We start from the raw sequence: 23,734 nt of genomic DNA, 5'->3' as shown, positions 1-23,734 counted from the left end.
GTTACGCCTTCGACTTCAGGACCATCTGCGCCGCATTCCGCCCCGGCGCACCGCTGATCCCCGCACCCCCGTGCATGCCGTTGCCGCATAGGTACAGCGCATCGATCGGCGTGGCGTGGTTCGACCAGCCCGGCAACGGGCGCATGAAGAACATCTGGTCCAGCAGCGGCTGGCCGTGGCTGAGGTCGCCTTCGGTCAGGCCCCACTCGCGTTCGAGATCCGGCGCGACGATCGTGCGCGTCTCGCGGATCGACGCCTTCAACGCGGGGAAGTGCGCGGCCAGCATGTCGATCGCGATGCGCTCCACCGTCGCGCGCGCCTCATTCCAGTCGACGTTACGCAACTTGTACGGCGCCGATTGCACGTGGATCGACACGATGTCGCCCGCGGTCGTGATTTCCAGGTACGGGCGTTGCGCGATTTCGCCGTATTTCGCCGCGTCGTAGGCGCGTTCCAGGTCCTTGAGCGTCGGCGCGATCGCGAGCGTGCCCGCAGGCATCCCGTGGCTGCCGTCGGTGCGCAGGTGCACCTTGGCGAGCGAGCCGCGCATCTTGATCGACTGCACGTGCCACACGAATTCGGTCGGCAACTCCGGCGCGCCCACCAGGCCCTGGAAGGTGTGCTTCGGATCGGCGGCAGAGAACACGGTGCTCGCGCGAATCTCTTCGCCGTCGGCCAGCCGCACGCCGGTGGCGCGCATCTTTTCGACGAGGATGCGGTCGACGCCCGCCGACGTGCGCAACGTTCCGCCGTTCGCCTTCAGGGCGGCGACGAGTGCTTGCGTCACATTCGAACTGCCCCCGGCGATCGGACGATGCGCAAGGCCGCCACGATGCAGCCAGTTGTGCATCAGCGTGTAGCCGGTGCCCGCCGACATCGAGCCCAGCGTGTAGCCATGGATGCCGACCGCGGCGATCGCCGCGCGCACCGGTTCGGATTCGAACCACTCTTCGGTGAATTCCACCGTCGACATCGACATCATGCGGATGACGCGGAACATGTCCTTGCCGCCCAGGCGGCGCAGGGTCCACGCGAGCTTGGCCAGCGGCCAGCCTTCGGCCAGGCCGACACGCGGCAGGCGCGGCATCGGCGTGCGATAGGCTGCATCGAGGAATGCCGCCGCGCGATCCATGAAGGCCACGAAGTCGGGCCAGCGGTTCGCGTCGTTTTCGGAGAACTGGCGGATCGACTCGCAGGTGCCGGGCAGATCGGTCGTGGACAACACCAGCAAACGGCCGTCGGGCAGGACCGAGATGTAGGGCACCGCCATGCCGGTCTTCAAACCATGTTTGGTCAGATCGAGATCGCGCACGATGTCCGGTCGCAATTGCGCACCGGCATGCAGCGGATCGAACGCGACGCCCCCCAATTCGTCCGGTGCGAGCTGCCCGCCCGCGCGATCGCGCCGCTCCAGCACCAGCACCTTGCGGCCGGCCTTGGCGAGATAGTTCGCGGCGACCAGGCCGTTGTGGCCCGCACCGATCACGATCGTGTCGTACTGCTTGTCGGTGGTCATCACTTCCAGTCCTTCAGCACTTCCTGTGCGGCCAGCTTGCCGGCCGCGCCCATGACGCCACCGCCCGGATGCGCGCCGGACGCGCCGAAGTAATACCCCGGCAGCGGCGTGCGGAAATCGGCCCATTGCGGCGCCGGGCGCAGGAAGAACAGTTGATGCAGCAGCAGTTCGCCGTGGAAGATGTTGCCGCCGGTGATGCCGGCGATCATCTCGATGTCTTTCGGCGTGATGACCTGCTTGCCGACGATGGCGCGGCGGATGTTCGGCGCGTAACGCTCGATCGTCGAAATCACCGTTTCGCCGAAGGCATCGCGCTTGGCATCGTCCCAACCGCCTTCGATGTCGTAGGGCGCGTATTGGACGAAGCAGGACATCACGTGGTGTCCCGGCGGCGCCATGTCGCGGTCGATCATCGACGGGATGATCATGTCGATGTAAGGGTTCTTCGCGAACTGCCCGTACTTCGCCTCGTCGTAGGCGCGCTCGATATATTCCATGCTCGGGCTGATCGAGATCGCGCCGCGATGCAGCGGGCCTTCGCCAGGCAGACACGTGAAGTCGGGCAGTTCGCTCAATGCGATATTGACCTTGCCCGACGAACCGCGCACGCGGAAGTTCTCGATCTGCTGCACGAACTCGCCGGGCAGGTGCTTGCGCTCGACGAACTGCAGGAAGCTGCGCTTCGGATCCGCAGCGGAGATGACGACCTTCGCGCGCAGCTCGTCGCCATTGGCCAGCGCGACGCCCGCGGCGCGGCCGCCCTGCACGATCACTTGTTGCACGGAGGCATTGGTGCGCACTTCCACGCCCAGCGCGCGCGCCGAACTCGCGATCGCCGCCGACACGCCACCGTTGCCATTCTTCGCGAAACCCCACGCGCGGAACGCGCCGTCGATTTCGCCCATGTAGTGGTGCAGCAACACGTACGCGGTGCCCGGCGAGTGCGGGCCGAGGAAGGTGCCGATGATGCCGCTCGCCGACTTCGTGCCCTTCAGCGGATCGAACTCGAACCAGTCGTTGAGCAGATCCGCCGCCGACATCGTGAGCAGCTTGGCGATCTGGTAGAGCTCCTTCTCCGACAGGCTCTTCGCGTATTGACCGACCTTCAGCAGACCGAGCATGTCGCGCGGGCTGAGCGAGGAAGGATCCGGCGGCACCAGGCCGAGGATCGGCTTGATCGCCTTCGCAGCGCGCGCCATCACGCGGCCGTATTCGTCGGAGGCTTCGGCATCGCGCGGCGAATGGCGATACAACTCCTGGCGCGTGAGGTCGTGGTCGTCCCACGCGGCGAGGTAATCGCCGTTGTCCATCGGCGTCAYGGTGCTGGGCAGCGGGAGGATCTTCAACCCGTGCTTCGGCAATTCGAGGTCGCGGATGATTTCCGGGCGCAGCAGGCTGACCACGTAGGAGAACTGGCTGAAGCGATAGCCGGGAAACGGCTCGGCGGTGACCGCCGCGCCGCCGACCACTTCGCGCCGTTCGAGCACGCAGACTTTCTTGCCCGCGCGCGCGAGATACGCGGCCGCGATCAGGCCGTTGTGGCCGGCGCCGATGACGATGGCGTCGTACTGGTTGGACGTCATTTCTTTTTCCACTCCGGCTCGTAGAACGGCAGCTTCACCACCTTGCCCGGTGCCTGCAGGCGCTTGTGCTCGACGGTGACTTCCATCGTCAGCGGCGTGCCGGGCGTGTAATGCGGGCGTTGCAGGTGGACGAGCGCGATGTATTTCTTCAACACGGGCGACCAGGTGCTGGTCGATGCATAGCCGACCTGCACGCCGCCCTGCTTCACCGGCAGGCTGCCGCGCACCGCCATCGCGGGAATCTGCGGCGGCAAGCCGACGGCGGCGAACAAGGGTTCCATGCCGGCCCAATCCACTTCGAAGCCCATCAGCTTCCACGCCGAGCCTTCGCGCTGTTCGCGTTCGAGCGCGCGGCGGCCGACGAAGTAACCGGGCTTGTCCAGGTGCACCGCCCAATCCAGGCCCATTTCGAGCGGCGAAGATTTCTGTCCTTCGATCCACGCGTGGTTGGCTGCGGTGTAATCGACATCAATCATGAACAGGCCCGCTTCCACGCGCGCCATGTCCATCGCGAGGATGCCGCACGGCACGATGCCGTAGTTGTGCCCCGCTTCCATCAACGCGTCCCACACGTCGAGCGCGTCGGCGGCGTCCATCCAGATTTCGTAACCGAGGTCGCCCGTGTAACCGGTGCGCGAAATCGTCACCTTCTTTCCGGCGAGCGTGTTCTCCATCACCCGGAAATACTTGAGCTTGTCGAGCGATTTCTTGCACACCAGGTTGAGCACGGTGCGCGACTTCGGGCCCTGCAGGCTGAGCGCGCCCATCTTCTCGGTGACTTCGGTCACCGTGACATCCAGGCCGACGGCGTTCATCGACAGCCAGCGCAGCGAGGGCTCGGCGGAGGTCAGGCGGAAGGTGGTTTCGCCCAGGCGCGAGATGGTGCCGTCGTCGAGCAGCTTGCCTTCGTCGTCGCACCAACCGGTGTAGCCGACCTGCCCGATCGCCATCTTGCCGATGTCGCGCGGCACGAGCTTGTCGAGCAGGCGCGCGGCATCGGGGCCTTCGATCATGTACTTCATCAGCGGCGAGACGTCGATCAGCGCGACCGCGTCGCGGATCGCCCAGTACTCGCGTTCGACGTGCAGATCGTAGGAACCCACCACGATGTGGCCGGCCCAGCGCCGCCAGTTCTGCGGCAGGCTGAGCTTCGACGTACGCGCATGGAAGGGCGTGTGTTTGAGCTGGAACATCGGGAAGGGGTTTCCGCTTGGAAATCAGGGGTGTTCGGTCATTTCGCAGGAACTGGTGCGATGCGCGCGCACCGTCGGGGGCACCACGCTGAAATCGCCGGCCAGCGCATGCAGGTACCAATCGACGAAGCGCTTGGGCGTGTCCTCGAACTCGGGATGCTGCGGACCGGGCTCGAAGAACCGCGAGTTCACGCCCGCGGCGTTCAACTGCATGATGCGCTTGTCTTCGATCGTCGTGACATCCCACAGCCACACCAGCCCGGCCTTGTCGTAGTCGACGCCTTCGACCGCATCGCCGTCGACGAACCACACGATCTCCATGTCCGTCCTGTTCCTGCCGAAGGGAACGTAACGGAACAGGATGCAGTGGTCCGGGTAGTTGAGCATGTAGGTGAGCGGGCCGAGCTGGTAATCGCCCGCGCCGCCGTCATAGCCCTTGAACTCGCCCATCAGCGGCGCGACCGGCGTGCCGTCGCGGCTGCCGGTCAGATAACCGTCGAACAACGCATAGCGGCTCGTATACACGCACGAACCGAAGCCCGGCGCTTCGCGGAACATGCGATAGACGGCCTTCTCGATGTCGGGCACGCCGGTTTCGCGCACGGCGCGCTCCCACATCGCGCGATTGATCGGCGCGACGACTTCCTCGCGTTCCTTGAAGGTATGCAGCTTCGAATACGCGCGGTGCGCGGTTTCGCAGTGATAGCACTCCAGGTAATTGCCGAGCGCGATCTTCCAGTTCGCATCGACCGAATACGTTTCGCGATGCGCGATCTTCGCCTTGTCCAGCCGATACGGGCCCAGCTGCGCGTCGAGTTGCGACAGGCAGGCGTTGTAGTCGTAGGCGTCGGGATCGAAGTTGATGAAGATCAGGCCGAAGCGCTCGGCCACGCGCAGTTGCTTCAGACCGTGGTCTTCCTTGCGGAAGTCCGGCATCACGTCCATGTGGCGCGCGCCGCGCAGGGCGCCGTCGGTGCCGTACACCCAGCCGTGGTACGGGCAGACGAAGGTGCGGCAATTGCCCTGGCGTTCCTCGCACACCCGCGAACCGCGGTGGCGGCAGGAATTGACCAGCGCGCGGATCTGTCCATCGTTGCCGCGCGCGACGATCACCGATTCCTCGCCGATCTCGTAGAGGAAAAAATCGCCCGGGTTCGGAATCTGGCTGACGTGGCCGGCCCACAGCCAGCTCTTGAAGAACACGGTGTCGAGCTCGCGCTGGTACACCACGTCCGAGCGGTAGAAGTACTGCATCAGCCCGGCGTCGCGGTCGCGCGCTTGCGCGGCCACCGCCTGCTGCATGCGGGCCTGGTTGTCTTCGCTGTCGGCGATGAATAGTTGCGTCATGGCCCGATGTTAAGCCACCGCCGCCGGGCGGCGAATACGCATGAAGACATAGAGCGGCAACCCCGCCGCGGCCAGCACCAGGCCCAGCTGGAAGGGCTCATGGCCCAGGCCCACGAAGGCAAAGATCACATAGGCCGTGCCCAGCACAGCCACCGGCAGCATGCCGCGCACCCCGGCGCGGTCGCCGCGGCGCCACAGCACCGCCAGCGCCAGCGACGCGCACAGGTACAGCGGGAGGTTGGCCGCGGTCACGACGTTGGTGATGAAGGTGAAGCCGTCGACCAGCGAGCGGCTGTAGCTCATCAGCACCATGCCGCTGCCCAGCAGCCCTGTCACGACCAGCGCGATCGCCGGCGCGCCGCGCCGATTGTTGCGCGCCAGCGGCGAAGGCATCACGCCATTGACGGCCATCGCGCGCGTGAGTTCGCCGACCAGCAGCGTCCACCCGTTGAGCGCGCCCAGGCCGCTGATCACGACGAACAGCGCGAGCCAGCGCCCGACGCCGGCGGCGGCGAAACGGTCCATCACCAGCGCGAAGGGCGCGTTCGCGGTCGCGAGTTCTTCCTGCGAAATCAACATCATCGGCACGGTCGAAACGACCAGGTAGACCACCGCCGTCAGCAGCGTGCCGGCGATCGTCGCGCGCGGAATCGTGCGGCCCGGATCCTTGACGCGCGAAGCCGGCACGGTCGCCGATTCCAGGCCGAGCATCGCGAACAGCGCAATGGTCGAGGCCGTGACGACGTGACCCAGGTCCACGGGCGCCGTCGGCGGGTGGGCGGTATAGGCCGCGGGTGCGGTCAGCAGCAGCCAGCCACCGAGCAGCGCGACGGCGACCATCGGCAACAACTTCAGCGCGGTGGTCACCACCTGCACGCGGCCGCCGGTGCGCACGCCGAACAGGTTGATGATCACGAAGGTCCACAACAACGCGAGCGCGACCAGCGCCGGCTGCATCGCCGCCACGGACGGAAACACCGCGCCGAGATAGCCAACGACGCCCGTGGCGATCGCCGCGTTGGTGATCCACAGCGAGACCCAGTAGCACCACATCGCGATGAATGCGGGAATGTCGCCGAGCGTCGCGCGAATGAAACCGTAAGGTCCGTCGGCGTTGGGCATCAACCGGGCAAGCCGCGCGAAGACATTCGCCAGCGCCACGCAGCCCAGGACCGTGACCAACCAGCCGATCGTGGCGTTGAAGCCGTACGGCGCCAGGGAGGCGGGCAACAGGAAGATCCCGATGCCGATGGTGTTGCCCACCACCAGCGCGGTGCACATCCAGAAGCCGAGCTTGCGCTGGCCGTCGTCCACCACGTCACTTGCCATTCTGATGCTCCGGGTCCGGCGGACCGCATTCGTCGGGGCCGTCGCAGACCCGTTCCCCACTCTTGATCACCGAGCGTACGTGGCGGAGCACGTCGATGTCGACGATCGGATCGCCTTCCACCGCGATCAGGTCGGCGAACTTGCCGGGCGCGATCGAACCCAGCTCCCCTTCGCGCCCGAGCAGGCGCGCGGACTGGATGGTCGCCGACTGGATCGCCTGCATCGGCGTCATGCCATAACGGACCATGTAGGCGAACTGGCGCGCGTTGTCGCCGTGCGGATAGACGCCGCTGTCGGTGCCGAAGGCGATGTTGACGCCCGCGGCCACGGCCTTGCGGAAGCCGTCGCGCTGGGTCTGCGTGGTCTCGGTGTTCTTGCGCAGCGTGTCCTTCGACCAGCCCTGCGCGCGGCCGACGGTGTCGATGAAATCGCCGTTGTAGATATCGGCCACCAACCAGGTGCCGTGCTGCTTCATCAGCGCGATCGCTTCGTCGTCCATGAGCGAGCCGTGTTCGATCGATCGCGCGCCGGCGCGCGTGGCGCGCTTGATGCCTTCGGCGCCGTGCGCGTGCGCGGCGACGAAGCTGTGGTGTTTCTCGGCCTCTTCGACCGCGGCGCGGATTTCGGCCTCGGTGTATTCCGAATGGCCAGGCTCCGTGCCTTCGGCAAGGACAGCGCCGGTGGCGATGACCTTGATGAAGTCGACGTCGTGATCGAACAGGAAGTTCACCTTCTGGCGCACCTGTTGTTCGTTGTCCGCCACGCCGATGCGGAATTCCGGCGGCACCACGGTGCCTTTCGGCAATCCGGTGATCTCGCCGCCACCGCCGGTCACCGTGATGTAGCCACCGGCGACGTACATGCGCGGGCCGGGAATGAGGCCTGCGTTGATGGCGTTGCGCAGCTGCACGTCGGACAGGCCGCGATACGTGCCGACATCGCGCACGGTGGTGAAGCCTGCGCGCACGGTGTCCCACGCATTCTTCGCGCCGATGAAGGCATCGCGCGCGGGGTTGCTTTTCAACGGCGCACCGGGGTCGGCGGACTGCGCTTCGTCCGACAGATGCGTGTGCATGTCCATCAGGCCGGGTAGCACGGTGTAGCGCGACCAGTCGACGACCTTCGCGTTTTTCGCGAGCGCATCGTTCCAGGGCTCGACACGCACGACGTGGCCCTTCTCGATCGTGATCGCGCGATCGGCGAGTACTTCACCGCGATCGACGTCGACCATGCGGCCGGCGTGCACGACGAAGGTTTGCGCGAACGTCGGCGTCGCGGCGAGCGCCAACAGCAGCGCGGTGAACAGCTTGCTCGGGGTCATTTGGATTCCGGGTGGTAACGGTTGTACTGCTTGAGCAGACGAACCAGGGCATCGTGGTCGATGGCTTTCGCATAGCGCCCGCCTTCGCCGCGCATGTCGCGCGCGGCGACCATCGCGTTGACGATGGCTTCCTCGGTGGCCTGCACGGTGGCTTCGAACAATCCGTCGAGATGATCGTTGCCGATGAACTGCGCGTCGTTCATCTCCTTGTTCGCGGCGGCCGCGGCATTGGCGGTGGAAAACGCAACGAAGATGTCGCCCGATCCATTGCCCGCGTAGCTGCCCATGCGCCCGAGCCCCAGGCTCGCGCGCTTGGCGACGCGGTCGAGTTGGTTCGGCAGCAAGGGCGCGTCGGTGGCGATCACGACGATGATCGAACCGGTATCGCCACCCGGCACGGCGCGTCCTTCCAGCGCGAGCGCCGGATCGGTATAGACGCGATCGTTGCGCAGGTGCTGGCCGACGGGCACGCCGGCGATGCGCAGGGGATCGCGCACGCCGTAATTCGCCTGGACCAGCACGCCGACGGTATATGCGCCCTTCCCTTCGGTGACGCGGCGCGAGGCGGTGCCGATGCCGCATTTGAATTCGTGGCAGATCATGCCGGTGCCGCCGCCGACATTGCCTTCGGCGACCGGACCGCCCTTCGCATCGTGCAATGCCTGCGCGACGTGCTCGGGCTTCACATGGAATCCGTTGATGTCGTTGAGGTGGCCATCCCAGGTTTCGGCGACGACGGGCAGCGACCACCAGTAACCACTGGCATCGGCGCCGCCGGCTTTCACGCGCTCGGCGATCACTGCGTCGCGCACGACGCCGACGCTGTGCGTGTTGGTCAGCACCACCGGCCCTTCGAGCTGGCCCGACTCGGTGATCCAGGTGGTGCCGGTCATCTCGCCGTTGCCGTTGAGCGCGAACCAGCCGCCGAAGACCCAGGTGTCGAACGTTTCGCGACCTCGCGGCAGGATCGCGGTGACCCCGGTGCGCACCTTGTGGCCATCGGGCAGGTCGTCGATCAGCGTGACCTGGCCGACGGTGACGCCCGCGACGTCGGTGATCGCATCGAGCGTGCCGGGCGTGCCGTCGAAAGGCACGCCTAGCGCACGCGCGCGTGGTTCGGCGGCGAGCGCGGACAGCGACGCGGACAAGGCCAGCGCGAACACGACGGTCGAGCGCATCAGTCCCCTCCCTTCAGGAACCTTGTGTACCACCCCAGGTTCCGCATCATGCGGTCACGGAGGTAGCTGGGAACAGTGAGCCCGTGCGATTCGCCGGGATAGACCACCAATTGCGTGGGCACGTCGCGGGAGCGCAGCGCCTGGTACATCTGCTCGGCGCCGAGGCAGGGCACGTTCGCGTCGGCTTCGCCGCACTGGAAGAGCGTCGGTGTCGTGATCCGGTCGCTGTGCAGGAAGGGGAAGCTGGCGCGGTCGTAGACTTCGCGGTTGTCCCAGGGCGTGCCGAGCTCCAGCGTGTATTCGCGGATGTATTGGTCGTGCCCGAACATGCCGTACATGTTCGAGGCGCCGGCGCCGCTGATGGCGGCCTTGAAGCGCTGGTCGCGCGCGATGACGGCGTTGGTCAGGATCGCGCCATAGCTCCACCCGCCGATGCCGAGGCGACCTGGATCGGCGATGCCCATCTCGACGACATGGTCGACGCCCGCCAGCACGTCGCCCGCATCGACATTGCCCCAGTCGGCGTAGATCGCCTTCGCGAAGTCGAAGCCGCGGCCCGAGCCGCCGCGCGGATTCAGCGCAACCACCGCGAAGCCGCGCGCCGCGTAGGCCTGCCAGTCGGCCATGAATTCGTGGCTGAATTGATACACCGGGCCGCCGTGCAATCGCACGATGGTCGGGTAACGATGGCCTTCGACGTAACCGATCGGTTTGACGAGCAGTCCATCGAGCTCCACGCCGCCGTTGCGGTAGTGCAGTTCCTCGACCGGCGCGAGCTGGCGTTGTTCGAGGAAGGTGTTGTGGTCGGCGAGCGTGCGCAGGCCCGCCGGTTCCACTGCGGCGATGTCGTAGGGATGCAGGTCGCCGCCGCCGAGGACGACGATGCGCCCGTCGCGTGAGACGTCGAGGTCGTAATCGAAGCGCGGTCCGGTCGTGAGCGGCGTGACGGTGCCGCTCGCGAGATCGATGCGCGAGAGATGCGTGACAAGCGGTTGCTCAACGAGTGCGTAGACGCTCTTTCCGTCGCCCGACCAGCGCGGCTTGGTGAAGCAGCGGTCGATCGGCGCCGGAATCGACTCGGCGCCCGTCGCGACATCGACGATCGCCAACTGCCACGGCGTGTAGTAGATCCACTTGTCCTCGCCGCTGCGCAGGTAGGCGATCCGCGTGCTGTCGGGACTCCAGGTCGGGCGGGTCTCCCAATACGGATCGAGGTCTGAGCCGGTGAAGGTCGTGAGTTGTCGTTCCTTTGCGCCCGCCTTGGGTTCGACGAGGTAGATGTCGTAGTTCAGATGCCGATCCGGATCGACGCCGCGCTTGGTGACGTAGGCCAGCCACTTTCCGTCGGGCGACCACGCAGGCAGTTGTTCGTCGTGCGCGCCGGGCGTCAGCAATTCGGTTTTGCCGGTGGCGATGTCGAACACGTAAAGGTGCGCGCGCCGCGCGGTGAGATAGCCGACGCCGTCCTCGCGCAGTTGATAGCGCTCGGTGACGATCGGCGGCGGTTGCTTGGGTTCCTTCGCGCCGAAGGGCCGTTCGGGATCGCGGCCGATGAAGGCGATGCGCTTGCCGTCGGGCGAGAGCACGAAGTCGCTGATGTCTTCCCCGAATTTCGTGAGGCGCCTGGCTTCGCCGCCCTTGGCCGGCATCAGCCAGACTTGCGTCTTCGCCTCCTCACCACCGCGATCGAAAAGGAAGGCGATCGATTTGCCATCCGGCATCCACTGCGGACGCGACTCGTCTTTCTTCGGCGTGTCGGTGAGGCGCGTGCGTTTGCCGCTGGCGTAGTCGACCAGCCACAGGTCGGATTGGCTTTTGTCTTCAGTGAGGCTCGCGGCGGTCGCGGTGTAGACGAGCGTGCGGCCATCCGGCGAAAACGCCGGCTCGGTCAGATCGACCAGCTTCGACAGATCGTCGGCGGTGAACGGCGCCTGCGCCTGCGCGGACGCACTAAGCAACGCGAGCAACCAAAGGGCACGCATCACTTGCCTCCCGCGCGCTGGCGGATCAGGGATTGCGCTTCGCGCAGGTAGGTGAGTGTCGCGTCTTTTTCGGGGGCGTCGTTGAAGTCGTCGCGCGCGCTAACGGCTTGGATCATGCGATCGATCCAGGCGATGAAGTAGGCGGCATCGGCGCGCGCGTCGGGCACGGGGCCTTCGAGCCACACGGGGTTGGTCGTCGCGTACGGGTAGAGATCGAGCAACAGGGCATCGGCGCCATCGTTCCAGGCGCGCAGGAGCAGCCAGCCGCCGTGCGGCAAATCGAGCGTACCTTGCGCATCGAAGTGCATGCGCTCGCCGGTGAGGTCGAAACGCTTGACGACTTCGCCGTTGGACACCAGCTCGAGGTGGTCGACCGGCACCGGCGAACGCAGCGCGACGCGGTAGGCCGGATGCTTCGACGCGATCGATTCACCGGGCTTGTGGCCATCGACGAGCAAGCCGAGAAGCGGACCGTTGCTTGCGAAACCCCGCCCGGCCTTGAGCGCAGCGAACACCGCGTCGTCATCGATGCGTCCATGGGTATCGAGGAACACGCGATTCATGCCGACCGGCCCGCGCAGCGACGCGTAATTCGCCATCGTGTCCGAACCCGCGCCCGCGGGGATGCGGTAGCCGAGATTCAAAAGCCGATACCAGACCGACGCCGTCGACTTGTGGTCGGAGAAGCCGACCACTTCCATGTAGTCGACCTTGCCGTGCGCGACATCGGCGGGAAGCGCGTTGGTGAGCGATGCGTCGTTGACGGGATCGGGCACGGTGTCGAACGGATGCACGTAACCGACCAGGCCCTGCTGCGCGTGCGCGAGATCGGCGATCACGCCGTTGTGCGGGAACGGGCTGCCGATCGCGGTGTGGCGATAGGCGGAGAAGTCCGGCGTGATGTAGTGGTCGCGCAGGTTGAGCAGGCCCAGGTGGCCCCAGAAACTGGTGTGGAATTCCTGCGCGTGCGCGATGCGCGGCCGCGTGTCGATCCCCGGCTTGCCGAACCAGGCGATGTCGGGGATGCGCTCTTCCTTGTTGACGATCAGGTTCTCGACCAGGTCGAGGTCCTCCGACTGCGCCTGCCAAGCCAGGTGTTTCGGCGTATTGCGGTAGTGGCCGCCGTAGTTCATGTGGACGTGCAGGTCCGCGCTGATCCAGTCGCCGAATTCCGGCGGCAACGGCTGGGCGGCCAGCGCGACGTCGACGGTGTTGTCGCGGCCGGCGGCGACATTGATGCGCTTGTGCCATAACGCGTTCGCGAATCCATGCTGCACGGTGACCTGCGTCGCGCCAGCGGGAACATCGAGCGAACACGGCGAGGCGCAGTGGAAGTAATGCGCTTCGGTGGCGATCTTTGCGCGATCGAAGCCATCGTCGGCGTGCATCCAGGCCGCGCGCGGCGCATGCGCGCGATCGTCGCTGCCCTGCACCGAGACTCGCGCGGGCATGGGCTTGCCGCCGGCGTCGCGAATGTCGAGCGTCAGCCGCGCGGTCGGCGACAGCGTGCGCAGACGCCTTGCCTCGATCGCACGGCTCGCGCCGCCCAACGGATCCATCACGATCAGTTGCGTGTTGCCATCCGTGCCGGCGTTGCCGATGTAGGCGATGCGCTTGCCGTCGGGCGACCAACGGGCATTGCGGCGTTCCGTCTCGCCGAAGGTCAAGGGCAAGGGCGCGGCGCCTTGCAACGTCGTCAGCCAGAGTTGATGTGTTTGCCGCCCGTGGTAGCTGGCATAGAGGATACGTTTGCCGTCCGGCGCGAACTCGGGGCGCGCATTCCAGCTGGTTTCTTCCGAGAGCACCTTGCGGCGCTTGTCCGGCGCATCGATCGGCACGATCGAGAGATCGCCCGTGCCCCACGCGATTTCAGGATTGCTCACGTACAGCAGCGATTTTCCATCCGGCGACCACGACGGATTGATCGCGTGATCGAACGCGGAGTAGTAATACCGATCGAGCGTGCTGCGGCGTTCGCCGAGGAGGGGATGCGCGTCGTGCAGGCCATCGGCGGCGATGTCGGCGATGAACAGGTTGAAATGCCCCGTGCCTTGCGTCGACACCCAGGCGATGCGGCGCCCGTCGGGCGACAGGCGCGGTTCGACGTTCACCGCGCCGCCCTGTGTCAGCGCCCGTGACGTCCCACTCGCAAGGTCGAGCCGCCACAGTTCGAGCCCGCGCCCGTCGTAGCGCGTGAACACCACGCTGCGTCCATCGCGCGCGACATCGGGCTGGTAGTCGTAGGCACCCTTCGCATGCGTGAGCTCGACCGCCTCATCGTCTCCGATGCGCTGCCGCCACAAGGATCCGCCCATGCTGTACACGAGCGTTTGATTGTCGGGCAGGAAACTCGCGGACGACGGCCCGGTCGTCAATTGCGGGATGTACAACTCGCGCCAGTAATAGTTGTGCGGCAGGTCGACCTGCTTGAGCACCGGTTCGCGCCCGCTCGCCGCGGCGACCGCCGAAGCGGACAGGACGACGAGGCCCGCAATGCGCATCCCCCCGGTGCGCATCGGCCTCAGGCCCCGGCCAAAGCTTGATCGAGGCTGGTGCGCAACAGCGCCATCGCCTCGTCCACTTCATCGCGCGTCACGTTGAGCGGCGGCATGAAGCGCACCGTGCTCGCGCCGCACGAAAGCAGCAGCAGACCGTTGTGGAAGGCGCGCGTCACCACCGCGTCGCACAGCGCGCGTGCCGGCGTGCGCGGGGCATCGTTCTCGATCAGTTCCATGCCGATCATCAGGCCCTTGCCGCGGATCTGGCCGATGCAGGGATAGTCGCGCGCCAGCTCGTTCAGGGCGCCCATGAAGTGCGCGCCGACCGTGGCCGCGTTGCCGACCATGCCGCCTTCCACCAGGTCGATCGTGGCGTTCGCCGCCGCGCAGGCGATCGGGTTGCCACCATAGGTATTGCCGTGCGCGCCGCGCTTCCATTGCGACATCAGGCGCTTCTTCGCGACCATCGCGCCGATCGGCAGACCCGAGCCCAGGCCCTTGGCGAGCGTCATGATGTCCGGCGCCACGCCCCAATGCTGGCTCGCGAACATGCGTCCGGTGCGGCCGGTGCCGGATTGCACTTCGTCGAAGATCAGCAGGATGCCGTGCTCGTCGCACAGCGCGCGCAGGCCGGCGAGGAAGCTGTCGGGCGGAACGATGTAGCCGCCCTCGCCCTGGATCGGTTCGACGAGGATGGCCGCCACTTCCGACGGCGGCACGCTGCGTTCGAACAACATGCGGATGTAGTCGAGCGCCGCGACACCTTGATCGTCGCCGGCGAACAACGGCCGATAGGCATTCGGATATGGCACGTGCACCACGCCCGGCATCGTGGCGAAGAAGCCCTTCTGTTGCGTGTACTTGCTGGAAGTGAACGCGAGCGAGCCCATCGTGCGTCCGTGGAAGCCGCCGAGGAAACCGATGAAACGCGAGCGTCCGGTCACGTAGCGCGCGAGCTTGATCGCTGCTTCCACCGCTTCGGTGCCCGACTGGCACAGGAAACTCATCGCCGGCTCGCCCATCGGCGCGATGCGCGCCAGGCGTTCGCCGAGCCCGGTCATCTGTTCGTGCCAGTAATCGCTCGAGATATGCAGGAACTTGCTGGCTGCACCCTGCACTGCCGCGACGACCTGCGGATGCGCATGGCCCGTGCTGCACACCGCGATGCCCGCGGCGAAATCCAGGAAGCGGTTGTCGTCGACATCCCACACTTCCGTGCCGCGGCCATGCGACATCACGAACGGGTAGTCGCGCGGATACGACGGCGAAATGACTTCGGCATCGCGCGCGAGCATCGCCTGCGCGTTGGGGCCGGGAAGCGGAGTGCGGATGTGTTCGGAGGACATGGGCGATCCGGTCAGGGGGTGGGCAGCACGACGGGGCGTGCGTGGGCCGCGCGGGTGCGCGCATGCAGCGCGCGCAGGGTGTCGAGTTCGAGCGGCGTGGGCGGCGGCACCTGCGTGACGACGTCGGCCACGTTGAGCGGCCAGCCGATCGCCTTGCGGGCTTCGTCGACGGTTGCGTCTTCGAACAACGCGCTCAGTTGCAATTCGTCGGTGGTCGGGTGCGGCGTGAGGATGCCGAAGTCGGTGATCACCGCGCGCGGGCCGCCACCCTGCGCGGTGCCACGTGCGCGCGCGCCGTGACCCCGGCCGAAGCCGGCGGTCGTGCGGAAATCCAGTTGCCCGACGAAGCTGCGTGGCGTCGCCTTCAAGAGCACGAAGGTTTCGCGCACGTGCGCCGCGATCTCCGGCGCGCCCCCTGCACCGGGCAAGCGTGTCGACGGCGCCTCGTAATCGCCGATGACGGTGCTGTTCAAGTTGCCGAAGCGATCGATCTGCGCCGCGCCGAGGAATCCGACGTCCACGCGGCCGGCCTGCAGGTAGTACGCGAACACTTCCGGCATCGGCACGACGAAGGCCGCGGTCTCCGCCAATTCGCCATCGCCGATCGACAGGGGCAGTACATCGGGCTTGGTGCCGATGGTGCCGGATTCGTAGATCAGCACGATGTCGGGCGCGTGCGTGAGGCGCGCGAGGTTGCAGGCCGCGCTGGGCAAGCCGATGCCGACGAAGCAGACGCAGCGATCGCGCAGCATGCGTGCGGCGGCGACGGTCATCCACTCATCGCGCGTGGCCTCGGTCATGCGGCGTGCCTGTCGAGCATTGCGAGGAAAGCCGCGTGGTCTGCCGTCTCCAGCACATGCGCCTGCATCCACGCCGCGAACGCCTCGCGCTCGCGCGCGATCGCATCCCAGCGCTGGTAGAACGCGTTGTCGCGCGCGTAGTAGCCCTGCGCATAGGACGGATATGCGCCGCCGGGACAATGCACGACGGCGGTGACGATCCAATGCGGCAGCACGATGCCGTTCATGGCCGGCGGCAATGCGTCGACGATTTCTTCCACGGTAACGATCAACTTCGTCGCCGCCATCGCCGCTTCGCGCGCCGCGCCGACGATGCCGTGCAGTGCGACGTTGCCCGCGCGGTCGGCGCGTTGCGCGTGGAGGATCGTGACGTCCGGATTGAGCGCGGGCACCGCGGCCAGGCGTTCGCCGGTGAACGGGCATTCCACGCGCTTCACGCGCGGATTGACCTTGTCCAGGTCGTTGTCGAGATAACCGCGCAACACGCCGAACGGCAGGCGCGCCGCACCGGCGCAGAACGCCGCGACCATGCCGGCGTGGCTGTGTTCGTCGAGTTCCAGCCGCCTCGGCCATTGGTGTTCGGCCGCGTCGCGCAGGCGATGCAACGACCCCACGCCGGGATTCCCGCCCCAGGAGAATGTCAGCTTGCGCGCGCAACCCATCCCGATCAGTTGGTCGTAGATCAGGTCCGGCGTCATGCGGATCAGATGCAGATCGCGCTTGCCCTGCCGAATCAACTCATGGCCCGCGGCGAACGGGATCAGGTGCGTGAAGCCTTCCAGCGCGACGCTCGCGCCGTCGGCGACGTGCGCGGCGATCGCATCGCGGAGCGAAAGCGCCTGCACGCGTGGCTTACTCCACCACCGTGCGCGATTGCTCGCGCAGGTATTGCTGCAGGTAGTAGAAGGACGCGATCGCCTTGCCCGTCGATCCCGATCCCTTCCAGCCGCCGAAGGGCTGGTAGCCCGGCCACGCGCCGGTCGTCGCGCCTTGCGGACGATTGGCGTAGGTGACGCCCGCTTCGATATGGTCCTGGAACCACGGTACTTCGTCGGGACCGCCATAGAAGCCGGCGGTGAGGCCCATGTCGGTGTCGTTGGCCAGGCGCATCGCGGCTTCGCGATCGGTGTAGCGGTGCAGCATCACGATGGGCAGGAACATCTCCTGCTTCCACAGCGGATGCGAGAGATCGGCTTCGGCCAGCACCGGTTCGACGTAATAGCCGCGCGAACCACCGTTTTCGCGAATCTGCTTGCCGCCGCGCAACAAGCGCGCGCCGCCGGCTTCGAGGTCGAGCACGTAGCGTGCGTAATTCGCGTAGGCGTTCGCGTTGACCACGGGGCCGAGCCAGTGCTCGCGTTGGCGCGCATCGCCGATGCGGATGGCGTCGATTTGCGCGACGAGTTTTTCGATCAACGCATCGGCGACGGATTCGTGCACGTACAGGCGCGACAGCGCGGAACACTTCTGCCCGCCCATGCCGAACGCCGAGCGCGCGATGCCCGCCGCGGCGCGATCCAGATCCGCCTTCTCGGTCACGATGCAGGGATTCTTGCCGCCCATCTCCGCGATGCACGGCCGCGGATACGCACCGCCCGCCATCTGTTGCATGAGGTTGCGGCCCACCGGAACCGAACCGGTGAACGTGATGCCTGCGGTCAGCGGATGCTTCGCGAGTGCCTCGCCCGCTTCGCGACCGCTTCCCGACAAATAGTTGAACGTGCCCGCGGGGAAGCCCGCGTCGCGCAGCACTTCGGCGAGCAGGCGCCCCGACCACGGTGTGTCGGTCGCCGACTTGAACACGACGGTGTTGCCCGTCACCAACGCGGCGGCCACGGGTCCGCCGGCAAGCGCGAACGGGAAATTGAAGGGCGCGATGACCACCCACGGGCCATAGGGCCGCATCACGCTGCGATTGTGCGAGGCCATGCCTTCGATCGGATCGTCGGGCAGCGGGTTGTCGAAGCCGGCGTGTTTTTCGAAGTCGTCCGCGTAGTGGTGGAAGAAGTCGACGGTTTCCTGCGCTTCGCCGAGTGCCTCCATGCGGTTCTTGCCGACTTCGAGCGTGAGCGCCGCGGCGATGTCGTAAACGCGTTGCTGCATCAGGTCGCCGGCCTTGCGAAGCAGCGCGGCGCGCGCGGCGACGGGCAACGCACGCCAGGCCGGATACGCGGCGTGCGCGGCGCGCATCGCGGCATCGACGTCGCCCGCATCGGCGAGCGGGAACTCACCGATGACCAGGCTGGTGTCGATCGGCGTGTGTTTCGCGCTCCACTTCGCCGGCTGTCGGTCCGCGCCGTCGACGAACAGCGGATGCCGCTCGCCGAAGCGCGCTTCCAGGCGCGCGAGCGCGGCCTCGAACTGCACGTGCATCTCCGCCGGCGGGTTGAACATCGTCGCGTAGGTCAGGCGAAAACTCATCGGGATACCTCGACGGGGGTCGATGCGAAATGGTGGGCGAGCAGGCGGTCCAGCAGCGCGAGGGCGTCGGCGAGTTCGGCTTCGTCGATGACCAGCGGTGGCGCAAGCAGGATGAGGTTGCCGCGCGTGGCGAAGGACACGCCTTCGGCCATCGCGGCAGCGACCAGCGCCTTCAGCGCGGGCGGTGTTTGCGGCCACGGCGCGAGCGGCTCGCGGGTGTGGCGGTCGGCGACGAGTTCGATCACGACGAACAAGCCATGTCCGCCGCGCACGTCGCCGATGACCTCGTGCCGTTGCTGCAGGCGCGTGGCTTGCGCGAAGAGCCGCGCGCCGAGCGTGCGCGAACGTTCGATCAGATCTTCTTCGTCATAGGCCTCGAGCGCGGCGACACCCGCGGCGCACGCGAGCGGATGCCCGCAATACGTCAGGCCCGTGTAGAGCATTTCGTGTTCGATGCGGGCGGCGACCTCGCGCGACAGGACGACCGCACCCAGCGGCACGGCGGCGCCCGTGAGCCCCTTGGCGAGTGTCATCAGGTCCGGGCGACCGGCTTCGCCGTGGCGCTGCCAGGCGAACCATTCGCCGCAGCGGCCGAAGGCGCTCATCACTTCGTCGGCGATCAACAGCACATCCCGTTTCGCGGTCGCGCGGCGCAACGCGGGCCAATACGTGTCGGGCGCGACGATGCCGTTGGTGCCGGCGTTGGGTTCCATCAACACGGCCGCGACAGCGTCGGCGCCCATCGCATCGATGCGTTGCGCAACCGCGTCCGCGGCGCGCAGGCCGCATTCATCGGGATCGCGGCTGCCGAACGGACAGCGATACGCATAAGGCGGCGGCACGTGTTGGACGCCGAGCGCACCGGCATCGACCTGCTGCTGCGTGCGCGTGTCGCCCGACAGCGCCATCGCCAGGTGCGTGGCCCCGTGATACGAGCGATCGCGCGCGATCACCGCGCCGCGCGGCTTGCTCGAGGCCTGCCGCGCGATCTTCACCGCGTTTTCGTTGGCATCGGCGCCGCCGAGGGTAAAAAACACGCGGCCGCCTTCGAAGCCGGAGCGTTCGAGCAGCATTTCGGCCAACTGCGCCCGCGGCTGTGCGCCCCACGCATTGCTGACGAAACACAGGCGGTCGGCCTGCGCCCGGATGGCGGCGACCAATTTCGGATGCTGGTGCCCGAGGTTGCTGCACTCGGCCAGGCTGCTCATGTCGAGGATCGTGCGGCCGTCGGCCAAGTGCAGCCGCGCACCCGAGCCGCCGACGACCGTCGGCGCACGCCAGTCGGCCTGGACCGACCAGCTATGCAGGACCGAATGGCGTTCGTCGATCGACATCGCGACAGCCTCGCATGCCCGGGTTTGTGCGCTATGCGCACGCTCTGTGCGTATTGCGCACCACTCTATGAAGCACTTACCCTCGTCGTCAATCCGCCTCATCAGGGTACGGGCAAGCATGGCGAAGTCAGCACGCAGCCAACCGGCGTTCGACGACAGTCGCGACTACGTCCAGTCGCTCGCGCGCGGATTGTCGGTGTTGCGGGCCTTCGACGCCGAACACACGCGCCTGAGCCTGGCCGAGATCGCGCATCGCGCCGGCACCTCCCGCGCCGCCGCGCGGCGCCTGATCATGACCCTCGAACACCTGGGCTACGTGCGCCTGAGCGGGCGCGAATACGTGCTCAGCCCGAGCGTGCTCGAGTTGGGCTTCGGCTACCTGGGCTCGCTCAACCTCACCGACCTGGCGCAGCCCCTGCTCGAAGAACTCGCGCGCGCGGTGAACCAGAGCAGTTCGATGGCGGTGCTGGACGGACAGTCGATCGTCTACGTTGCGCGCGTGCCCGGCCGGCGGATCATGAGCGTGACGCTCGGCGTCGGCGCGCGCCTGCCGGCTTCCTCCGCATCGATGGGGCGCGTGCTGCTGTCGGGCCTCGACGACGCCGCGCTCGACGCCTGGCTCGCGCAATGCACGCCGGCCAAGCTCACCGCACACACCGTGACCGACCTGCATCGCCTGCGCCGCATCGTCGAAGACGTGCGCCGGCAGGGGCATTCGTGGGTCGAACAGGAACTCGAACTCGGACTGTGTTCGCTCGCAGTGCCCGTGCGCAATGGCGAGGGCCGTGTTGCCGCGGCGATCAACGTGAGCATGCCCTACCACCCCGACGTCGAACGCGAAGCCACGCGCGAGATCCTGCCGCACCTGAAGCTCACGGCGGCGGCGATCGAAGGTTGCGCGCCATCGCATCGGTTGCCGGCGGTGGCTGCGTGAACGCCACGCGCGCCGTCTGGCTCTGCGACGGCGTGCGGACGCCCTTCGGCCGGCATCGCGGGGGCCTGTCGACGGTGCGCACCGATGATCTGGCGGCGCTGCCGTTGCGCGAGTTGATCGCGCGCAATCCGCGACTCGATCCCGCCGCCATCGACGATGTGATCCTCGGTTGCGCGAACCAGGCCGGCGAAGACAACCGGAACGTCGCGCGCATGGCTGCCCTGCTCGCGGGCCTGCCGGTATCGGTGCCCGGCGTGACGGTGAATCGGCTCTGCGCGTCGGGGCTGGAAGCCGTGGGCCAGGGTGCGCGGGCGATCGCGCTGGGCGAAGCGGAGATTGTGCTCGCCGGGGGCGTCGAAGGCATGTCGCGCGCGCCCTACGTGCTTTCAAAAGCCGATGCGCCCTTCTCGCGCGAACAGGCGCTCGAAGACACCACGCTCGGCTGGCGCTTCGTGAATCCGGCGATGCGCGAGGCGCACGGCGTGGATTCGATGACGCAGACCGCCGAACACCTGGCGCGCGAACACGCCATCGCGCGCGAAGACCAGGATGCTTTCGCGTTGCGCTCGCAACAGCGCGCCGCGCGGGCGATCGCGGCGGGTCGCTTCGCCGAGGAATTGATGCCCGTGGGCACCTGCGTTGCCGACGAACAACCGCGCAGCGACACCACCCGCGAAAAGCTCGCCACGCTCGCACCGCTGCTCGGTGCGCAGGGCACGGTGACCGCGGGCAACGCCTCCGGCCTCAACGACGGCGCATGCGCGTTGCTGCTCGCTTCGGACGACGCGGTCGCACGCCATGGGCTCACGCCGCGCGCGCGCATCCTCGGGATGTCCGCCGCCGGCGTGCCGCCGCGCACCATGGGGCTCGGGCCCGTGCCTGCGATCGAACGCCTGCTGCAACGCCTCCGCCAGGACCTGGACGACTTCCAGGTCGTGGAGATCAACGAGGCCTTCGCCGCGCAGGTGCTCGCCTGCACGCGCGCGCTGGGCCTGCCCGACGACGCGGCGCGCGTGAACCCGAACGGCGGCGCGATCGCGCTCGGCCATCCGCTCGGGGCCAGCGGCGCGCGCCTGGCCCTGACGGCGATGCAGGAGTTGCGGCACATGCGCGGGGGGCGGGCCCTCGTGGCAATGTGTGTCGGCGTCGGACAGGGCGTGGCCCTGGCCATGGAGCACGTCGCATGAGCGTTCACTCCGCTTCGCTTCCATCGATCGCCGCGCTGCGGCGCACCGTGGCCCAGGACCCGAGTGGTTGGCTGGCGCTGGGCGATCGCCTGTTCGCATCGGGCGATCTGGCCGGCGCGGACGCGGCCTACGTCGAACACGTGCGCCACGCGAGCAGGGACCCCACGCTCCTGCGCGCCGGTGCCGCGCTCGCGCAGAACCGCATCCCCGAAGCCGAAACCCAGTTGCGCGCGCATCTGCAACGCGCGCCGACCGACGTCGCCGCGATCCGCATGTTCGCCGAACTCGCCGCGCGCCTGGGTCGGTTGGAAGAATCCGAACATCTGCTCGCGCGTGCGCTCGAACTCGCACCGAGCTTCCACGCCGCGCGCCTGCATTACGCGCTCGTGTTGAATCGCGGCAACAAGCCCACCGACGCTTTGGCACAGATCGAGCGCCTGCTGCGCGTGGATCCGCACAACCCCGGTTATCGCAACCTGCATGCGGTGGTGCTGTGCCGCATCGGCGAATACACGCGCGCGCTGGACATCTATGCGCGCCTGCTGCGCCAGTACCCGGCGCAGACCAAGATCTGGATGAGCTACGGCCACGCGCTGAAAACCGAAGGACGACAGGAGGAGGCCATCGCCGCATACCGGCGATGCATCGCGCTCGATCCGTCCTTCGGTGAAGCATGGTGGAGCCTGGCCAACCTCAAGACCTTTCGTTTCGGCCAGGCCGACCTGGCGACGATGCGCCGCCAGCTCGAAAACACCGCGCTGCCCGCCGAGCACCGCTTCCATCTCGAATTCGCGCTGGGCAAGGCGCTCGAGGATGCAGGCGAACATGGCGAATCGTTCGCGCATTACGACAACGGCAACCGGCATCGCCGCGAAACGGCGTACTACAGCCCCGCGGACAACACCGCGCGCGTGCGCCTGATCAAGCGGACATACACCCGCGAGTTTTTCGCGCAGCGCGCAGGCAGCGGCAGCGATGCGAACGACCCGATCTTCATCGTCGGCATGCCGCGCGCGGGTTCGACGCTGATCGAACAGATCCTCTCCAGCCACTCCGCCGTCGAAGGGACGATGGAGTTGCCCGAGATCATCGCGATGACGCGCGAGCTGCGCCGTTGCCTGGACACCGCGCAATCCAAGCCGTACCACGAAGCGCTGGCGGCGCTGGATCCGGCGCGTCTGCGGGAGCTGGGCGAGGACTACCTCGAACGCACGCGCATCCACCGCAAGTCCGGCGCGCCCCGCTTCATCGACAAGATGCCGAACAACTTCGCGCACATCGGCCTGATCCAGCTGGCCCTGCCCAACGCGAAGATCATCGACGCGCGCCGCCATCCGCTGGCGTGCTGCTTCTCCAACTTCAAGCAGCATTACGCGCGCGGGCAGAACTTCAGCTACGGGCTCGACGACATCGGCCGGTATTACCGCGATTACGTCGACCTGATGGCGCACTTCGACGACGTGCTGCCCGGCCGCATCCATCGCGTGTTCTACGAACGCATGGTCGCCGACACCGAAGGCGAAGTCCGCCGCCTGCTCGATTACCTGGGCCTGCCCTTCGAGGCGGGCTGCCTGCGCTTCTACGAAAACGATCGCCCCGTCCGCACCGCGAGTTCCGAACAGGTGCGCCGGCCGATCTACACCGATGGCGTCGACCAATGGCGCCATTACGAACCCTGGCTCGATCCGCTCAAGGCGGCATTGGGCCCCGTGCTCGAGGCTTATCCGACGTAACGCTGTCGTAATCGATCGATTCCACTACTTGG

At 67.1% G+C, this 23,734-nt stretch carries 17 protein-coding genes; 3 read left to right on the top strand and 14 right to left on the bottom strand.

Features of this window, described 5'->3' with window-relative positions; translation table 11 throughout:
- Nucleotide 1 precedes the first annotated feature (1 nt).
- From AC1DOM_RS02560 to AC1DOM_RS02495, 14 genes are read right to left on the bottom strand one after another with little or no spacing between them, the layout of a single operon-like run.
- Entirely contained in the window at nt 2-1,516 is a 1,515-nt protein-coding gene (locus AC1DOM_RS02560; protein ID WP_498959905.1) for a phytoene desaturase family protein, read from the bottom strand.
- Entirely contained in the window at nt 1,516-3,099 is a 1,584-nt protein-coding gene (locus tag AC1DOM_RS02555; RefSeq protein WP_498959903.1) for a phytoene desaturase family protein, read from the bottom strand. The genes AC1DOM_RS02560 and AC1DOM_RS02555 overlap by 1 nt, the downstream gene beginning before the upstream one ends.
- Complete coding sequence (locus AC1DOM_RS02550; RefSeq protein WP_498959901.1) at nt 3,096-4,292, bottom strand: aminomethyl transferase family protein; 1,197 nt, start codon at nt 4,290-4,292, stop codon at nt 3,096-3,098. The genes AC1DOM_RS02555 and AC1DOM_RS02550 overlap by 4 nt, the downstream gene beginning before the upstream one ends.
- 24 nt (nt 4,293-4,316) lie before the next feature.
- Nucleotides 4,317-5,639, bottom strand: coding sequence for an aromatic ring-hydroxylating oxygenase subunit alpha (locus tag AC1DOM_RS02545; RefSeq protein WP_498959899.1), 1,323 nt, complete (start codon nt 5,637-5,639; stop codon nt 4,317-4,319).
- A gap of 9 nt (nt 5,640-5,648) precedes the next feature.
- Nucleotides 5,649-6,968 (bottom strand): APC family permease, encoded by a 1,320-nt coding sequence (locus tag AC1DOM_RS02540; protein WP_498959897.1) that lies wholly within the window; start codon nt 6,966-6,968, stop codon nt 5,649-5,651.
- Nucleotides 6,958-8,289: a Xaa-Pro dipeptidase gene (locus AC1DOM_RS02535; protein ID WP_498959895.1), complete on the bottom strand. Its 1,332-nt coding sequence runs from the start codon at nt 8,287-8,289 to the stop codon at nt 6,958-6,960. The genes AC1DOM_RS02540 and AC1DOM_RS02535 overlap by 11 nt, the downstream gene beginning before the upstream one ends.
- A complete protein-coding gene (locus tag AC1DOM_RS02530) occupies nt 8,286-9,467 on the bottom strand; it encodes a DmpA family aminopeptidase (RefSeq protein WP_498959894.1) in 1,182 nt (393 codons plus the stop codon). Before AC1DOM_RS02530 ends, AC1DOM_RS02535 begins: the two co-directional genes overlap by 4 nt.
- Complete coding sequence (locus AC1DOM_RS02525; protein ID WP_498959892.1) at nt 9,467-11,449, bottom strand: alpha/beta hydrolase family protein; 1,983 nt, start codon at nt 11,447-11,449, stop codon at nt 9,467-9,469. The genes AC1DOM_RS02530 and AC1DOM_RS02525 overlap by 1 nt, the downstream gene beginning before the upstream one ends.
- Nucleotides 11,449-13,950 (bottom strand): CehA/McbA family metallohydrolase, encoded by a 2,502-nt coding sequence (locus AC1DOM_RS02520; protein ID WP_498959889.1) that lies wholly within the window; start codon nt 13,948-13,950, stop codon nt 11,449-11,451. The genes AC1DOM_RS02525 and AC1DOM_RS02520 overlap by 1 nt, the downstream gene beginning before the upstream one ends.
- 20 nt (nt 13,951-13,970) lie before the next feature.
- The gene (locus AC1DOM_RS02515) at nt 13,971-15,293 is read right to left on the bottom strand and encodes an acetyl ornithine aminotransferase family protein (protein WP_498959887.1); all 1,323 of its coding nucleotides are present in this window, start codon (nt 15,291-15,293) and stop codon (nt 13,971-13,973) included.
- A gap of 11 nt (nt 15,294-15,304) precedes the next feature.
- Nucleotides 15,305-16,093, bottom strand: a complete 789-nt coding sequence (locus AC1DOM_RS02510; protein ID WP_498959885.1) for a CoA-transferase subunit beta — start codon at nt 16,091-16,093, stop codon at nt 15,305-15,307.
- Nucleotides 16,090-16,938 carry a CoA transferase subunit A gene (locus AC1DOM_RS02505; RefSeq protein ID WP_498959884.1) on the bottom strand — a complete coding sequence of 283 codons (849 nt, stop codon included), beginning with the start codon at nt 16,936-16,938 and terminating at the stop codon, nt 16,090-16,092. Before AC1DOM_RS02505 ends, AC1DOM_RS02510 begins: the two co-directional genes overlap by 4 nt.
- A gap of 7 nt (nt 16,939-16,945) precedes the next feature.
- Nucleotides 16,946-18,514: an aldehyde dehydrogenase family protein gene (locus AC1DOM_RS02500; protein ID WP_498959882.1), complete on the bottom strand. Its 1,569-nt coding sequence runs from the start codon at nt 18,512-18,514 to the stop codon at nt 16,946-16,948.
- On the bottom strand, nt 18,511-19,848 hold the full coding sequence (locus AC1DOM_RS02495) for an aminotransferase family protein (protein WP_498959880.1): 1,338 nt from the start codon (nt 19,846-19,848) through the stop codon (nt 18,511-18,513). The genes AC1DOM_RS02500 and AC1DOM_RS02495 overlap by 4 nt, the downstream gene beginning before the upstream one ends.
- Before the next feature lie 118 nt (nt 19,849-19,966).
- On the opposite strand from AC1DOM_RS02495, the gene AC1DOM_RS02490 reads away from it, so the two are divergent.
- Genes AC1DOM_RS02490 through AC1DOM_RS02480 form a run of 3 tightly spaced genes read left to right on the top strand, consistent with a single transcriptional unit; the run spans nt 19,967 to nt 23,702 of the window.
- A complete protein-coding gene (locus AC1DOM_RS02490; protein WP_498959879.1) occupies nt 19,967-20,782 on the top strand; it encodes an IclR family transcriptional regulator domain-containing protein in 816 nt (271 codons plus the stop codon).
- The gene (gene pcaF / locus AC1DOM_RS02485) at nt 20,779-21,969 is read left to right on the top strand and encodes a 3-oxoadipyl-CoA thiolase (protein ID WP_498959877.1); all 1,191 of its coding nucleotides are present in this window, start codon (nt 20,779-20,781) and stop codon (nt 21,967-21,969) included. Before AC1DOM_RS02490 ends, pcaF begins: the two co-directional genes overlap by 4 nt.
- Nucleotides 21,966-23,702: a sulfotransferase family protein gene (locus AC1DOM_RS02480; RefSeq protein ID WP_498959875.1), complete on the top strand. Its 1,737-nt coding sequence runs from the start codon at nt 21,966-21,968 to the stop codon at nt 23,700-23,702. Before pcaF ends, AC1DOM_RS02480 begins: the two co-directional genes overlap by 4 nt.
- Nucleotides 23,703-23,734: the final 32 nt, after the last annotated feature.

Source organism: Lysobacter sp. P5_B12, from assembly GCF_056400425.1.
Note: the sequence above shows the minus strand (reverse complement) of the source record. Positions and strands in the feature narration are given on the sequence as shown.

What these genes read in the sequence shown, in the direction of transcription:
- AC1DOM_RS02560 (WP_498959905.1), bottom strand. Translation starts at nt 1,516, where the DNA reads ATGACCACCGACAAGCAGTACGACACGATCGTGATCGGTGCGGGCCAC.
- AC1DOM_RS02550 (WP_498959901.1), bottom strand. Translation starts at nt 4,292, where the DNA reads ATGTTCCAGCTCAAACACACGCCCTTCCATGCGCGTACGTCGAAGCTC.
- AC1DOM_RS02545 (WP_498959899.1), bottom strand. Translation starts at nt 5,639, where the DNA reads ATGACGCAACTATTCATCGCCGACAGCGAAGACAACCAGGCCCGCATG.
- AC1DOM_RS02540 (WP_498959897.1), bottom strand. Translation starts at nt 6,968, where the DNA reads ATGGCAAGTGACGTGGTGGACGACGGCCAGCGCAAGCTCGGCTTCTGG.
- AC1DOM_RS02535 (WP_498959895.1), bottom strand. Translation starts at nt 8,289, where the DNA reads ATGACCCCGAGCAAGCTGTTCACCGCGCTGCTGTTGGCGCTCGCCGCG.
- AC1DOM_RS02530 (WP_498959894.1), bottom strand. Translation starts at nt 9,467, where the DNA reads ATGCGCTCGACCGTCGTGTTCGCGCTGGCCTTGTCCGCGTCGCTGTCC.
- AC1DOM_RS02525 (WP_498959892.1), bottom strand. Translation starts at nt 11,449, where the DNA reads ATGCGTGCCCTTTGGTTGCTCGCGTTGCTTAGTGCGTCCGCGCAGGCG.
- AC1DOM_RS02520 (WP_498959889.1), bottom strand. Translation starts at nt 13,950, where the DNA reads ATGCGCATTGCGGGCCTCGTCGTCCTGTCCGCTTCGGCGGTCGCCGCG.
- AC1DOM_RS02515 (WP_498959887.1), bottom strand. Translation starts at nt 15,293, where the DNA reads ATGTCCTCCGAACACATCCGCACTCCGCTTCCCGGCCCCAACGCGCAG.
- AC1DOM_RS02510 (WP_498959885.1), bottom strand. Translation starts at nt 16,093, where the DNA reads ATGACCGAGGCCACGCGCGATGAGTGGATGACCGTCGCCGCCGCACGC.
- AC1DOM_RS02500 (WP_498959882.1), bottom strand. Translation starts at nt 18,514, where the DNA reads ATGAGTTTTCGCCTGACCTACGCGACGATGTTCAACCCGCCGGCGGAG.
- AC1DOM_RS02495 (WP_498959880.1), bottom strand. Translation starts at nt 19,848, where the DNA reads ATGTCGATCGACGAACGCCATTCGGTCCTGCATAGCTGGTCGGTCCAG.
- AC1DOM_RS02490 (WP_498959879.1), top strand. Translation starts at nt 19,967, where the DNA reads ATGGCGAAGTCAGCACGCAGCCAACCGGCGTTCGACGACAGTCGCGAC.
- AC1DOM_RS02480 (WP_498959875.1), top strand. Translation starts at nt 21,966, where the DNA reads ATGAGCGTTCACTCCGCTTCGCTTCCATCGATCGCCGCGCTGCGGCGC.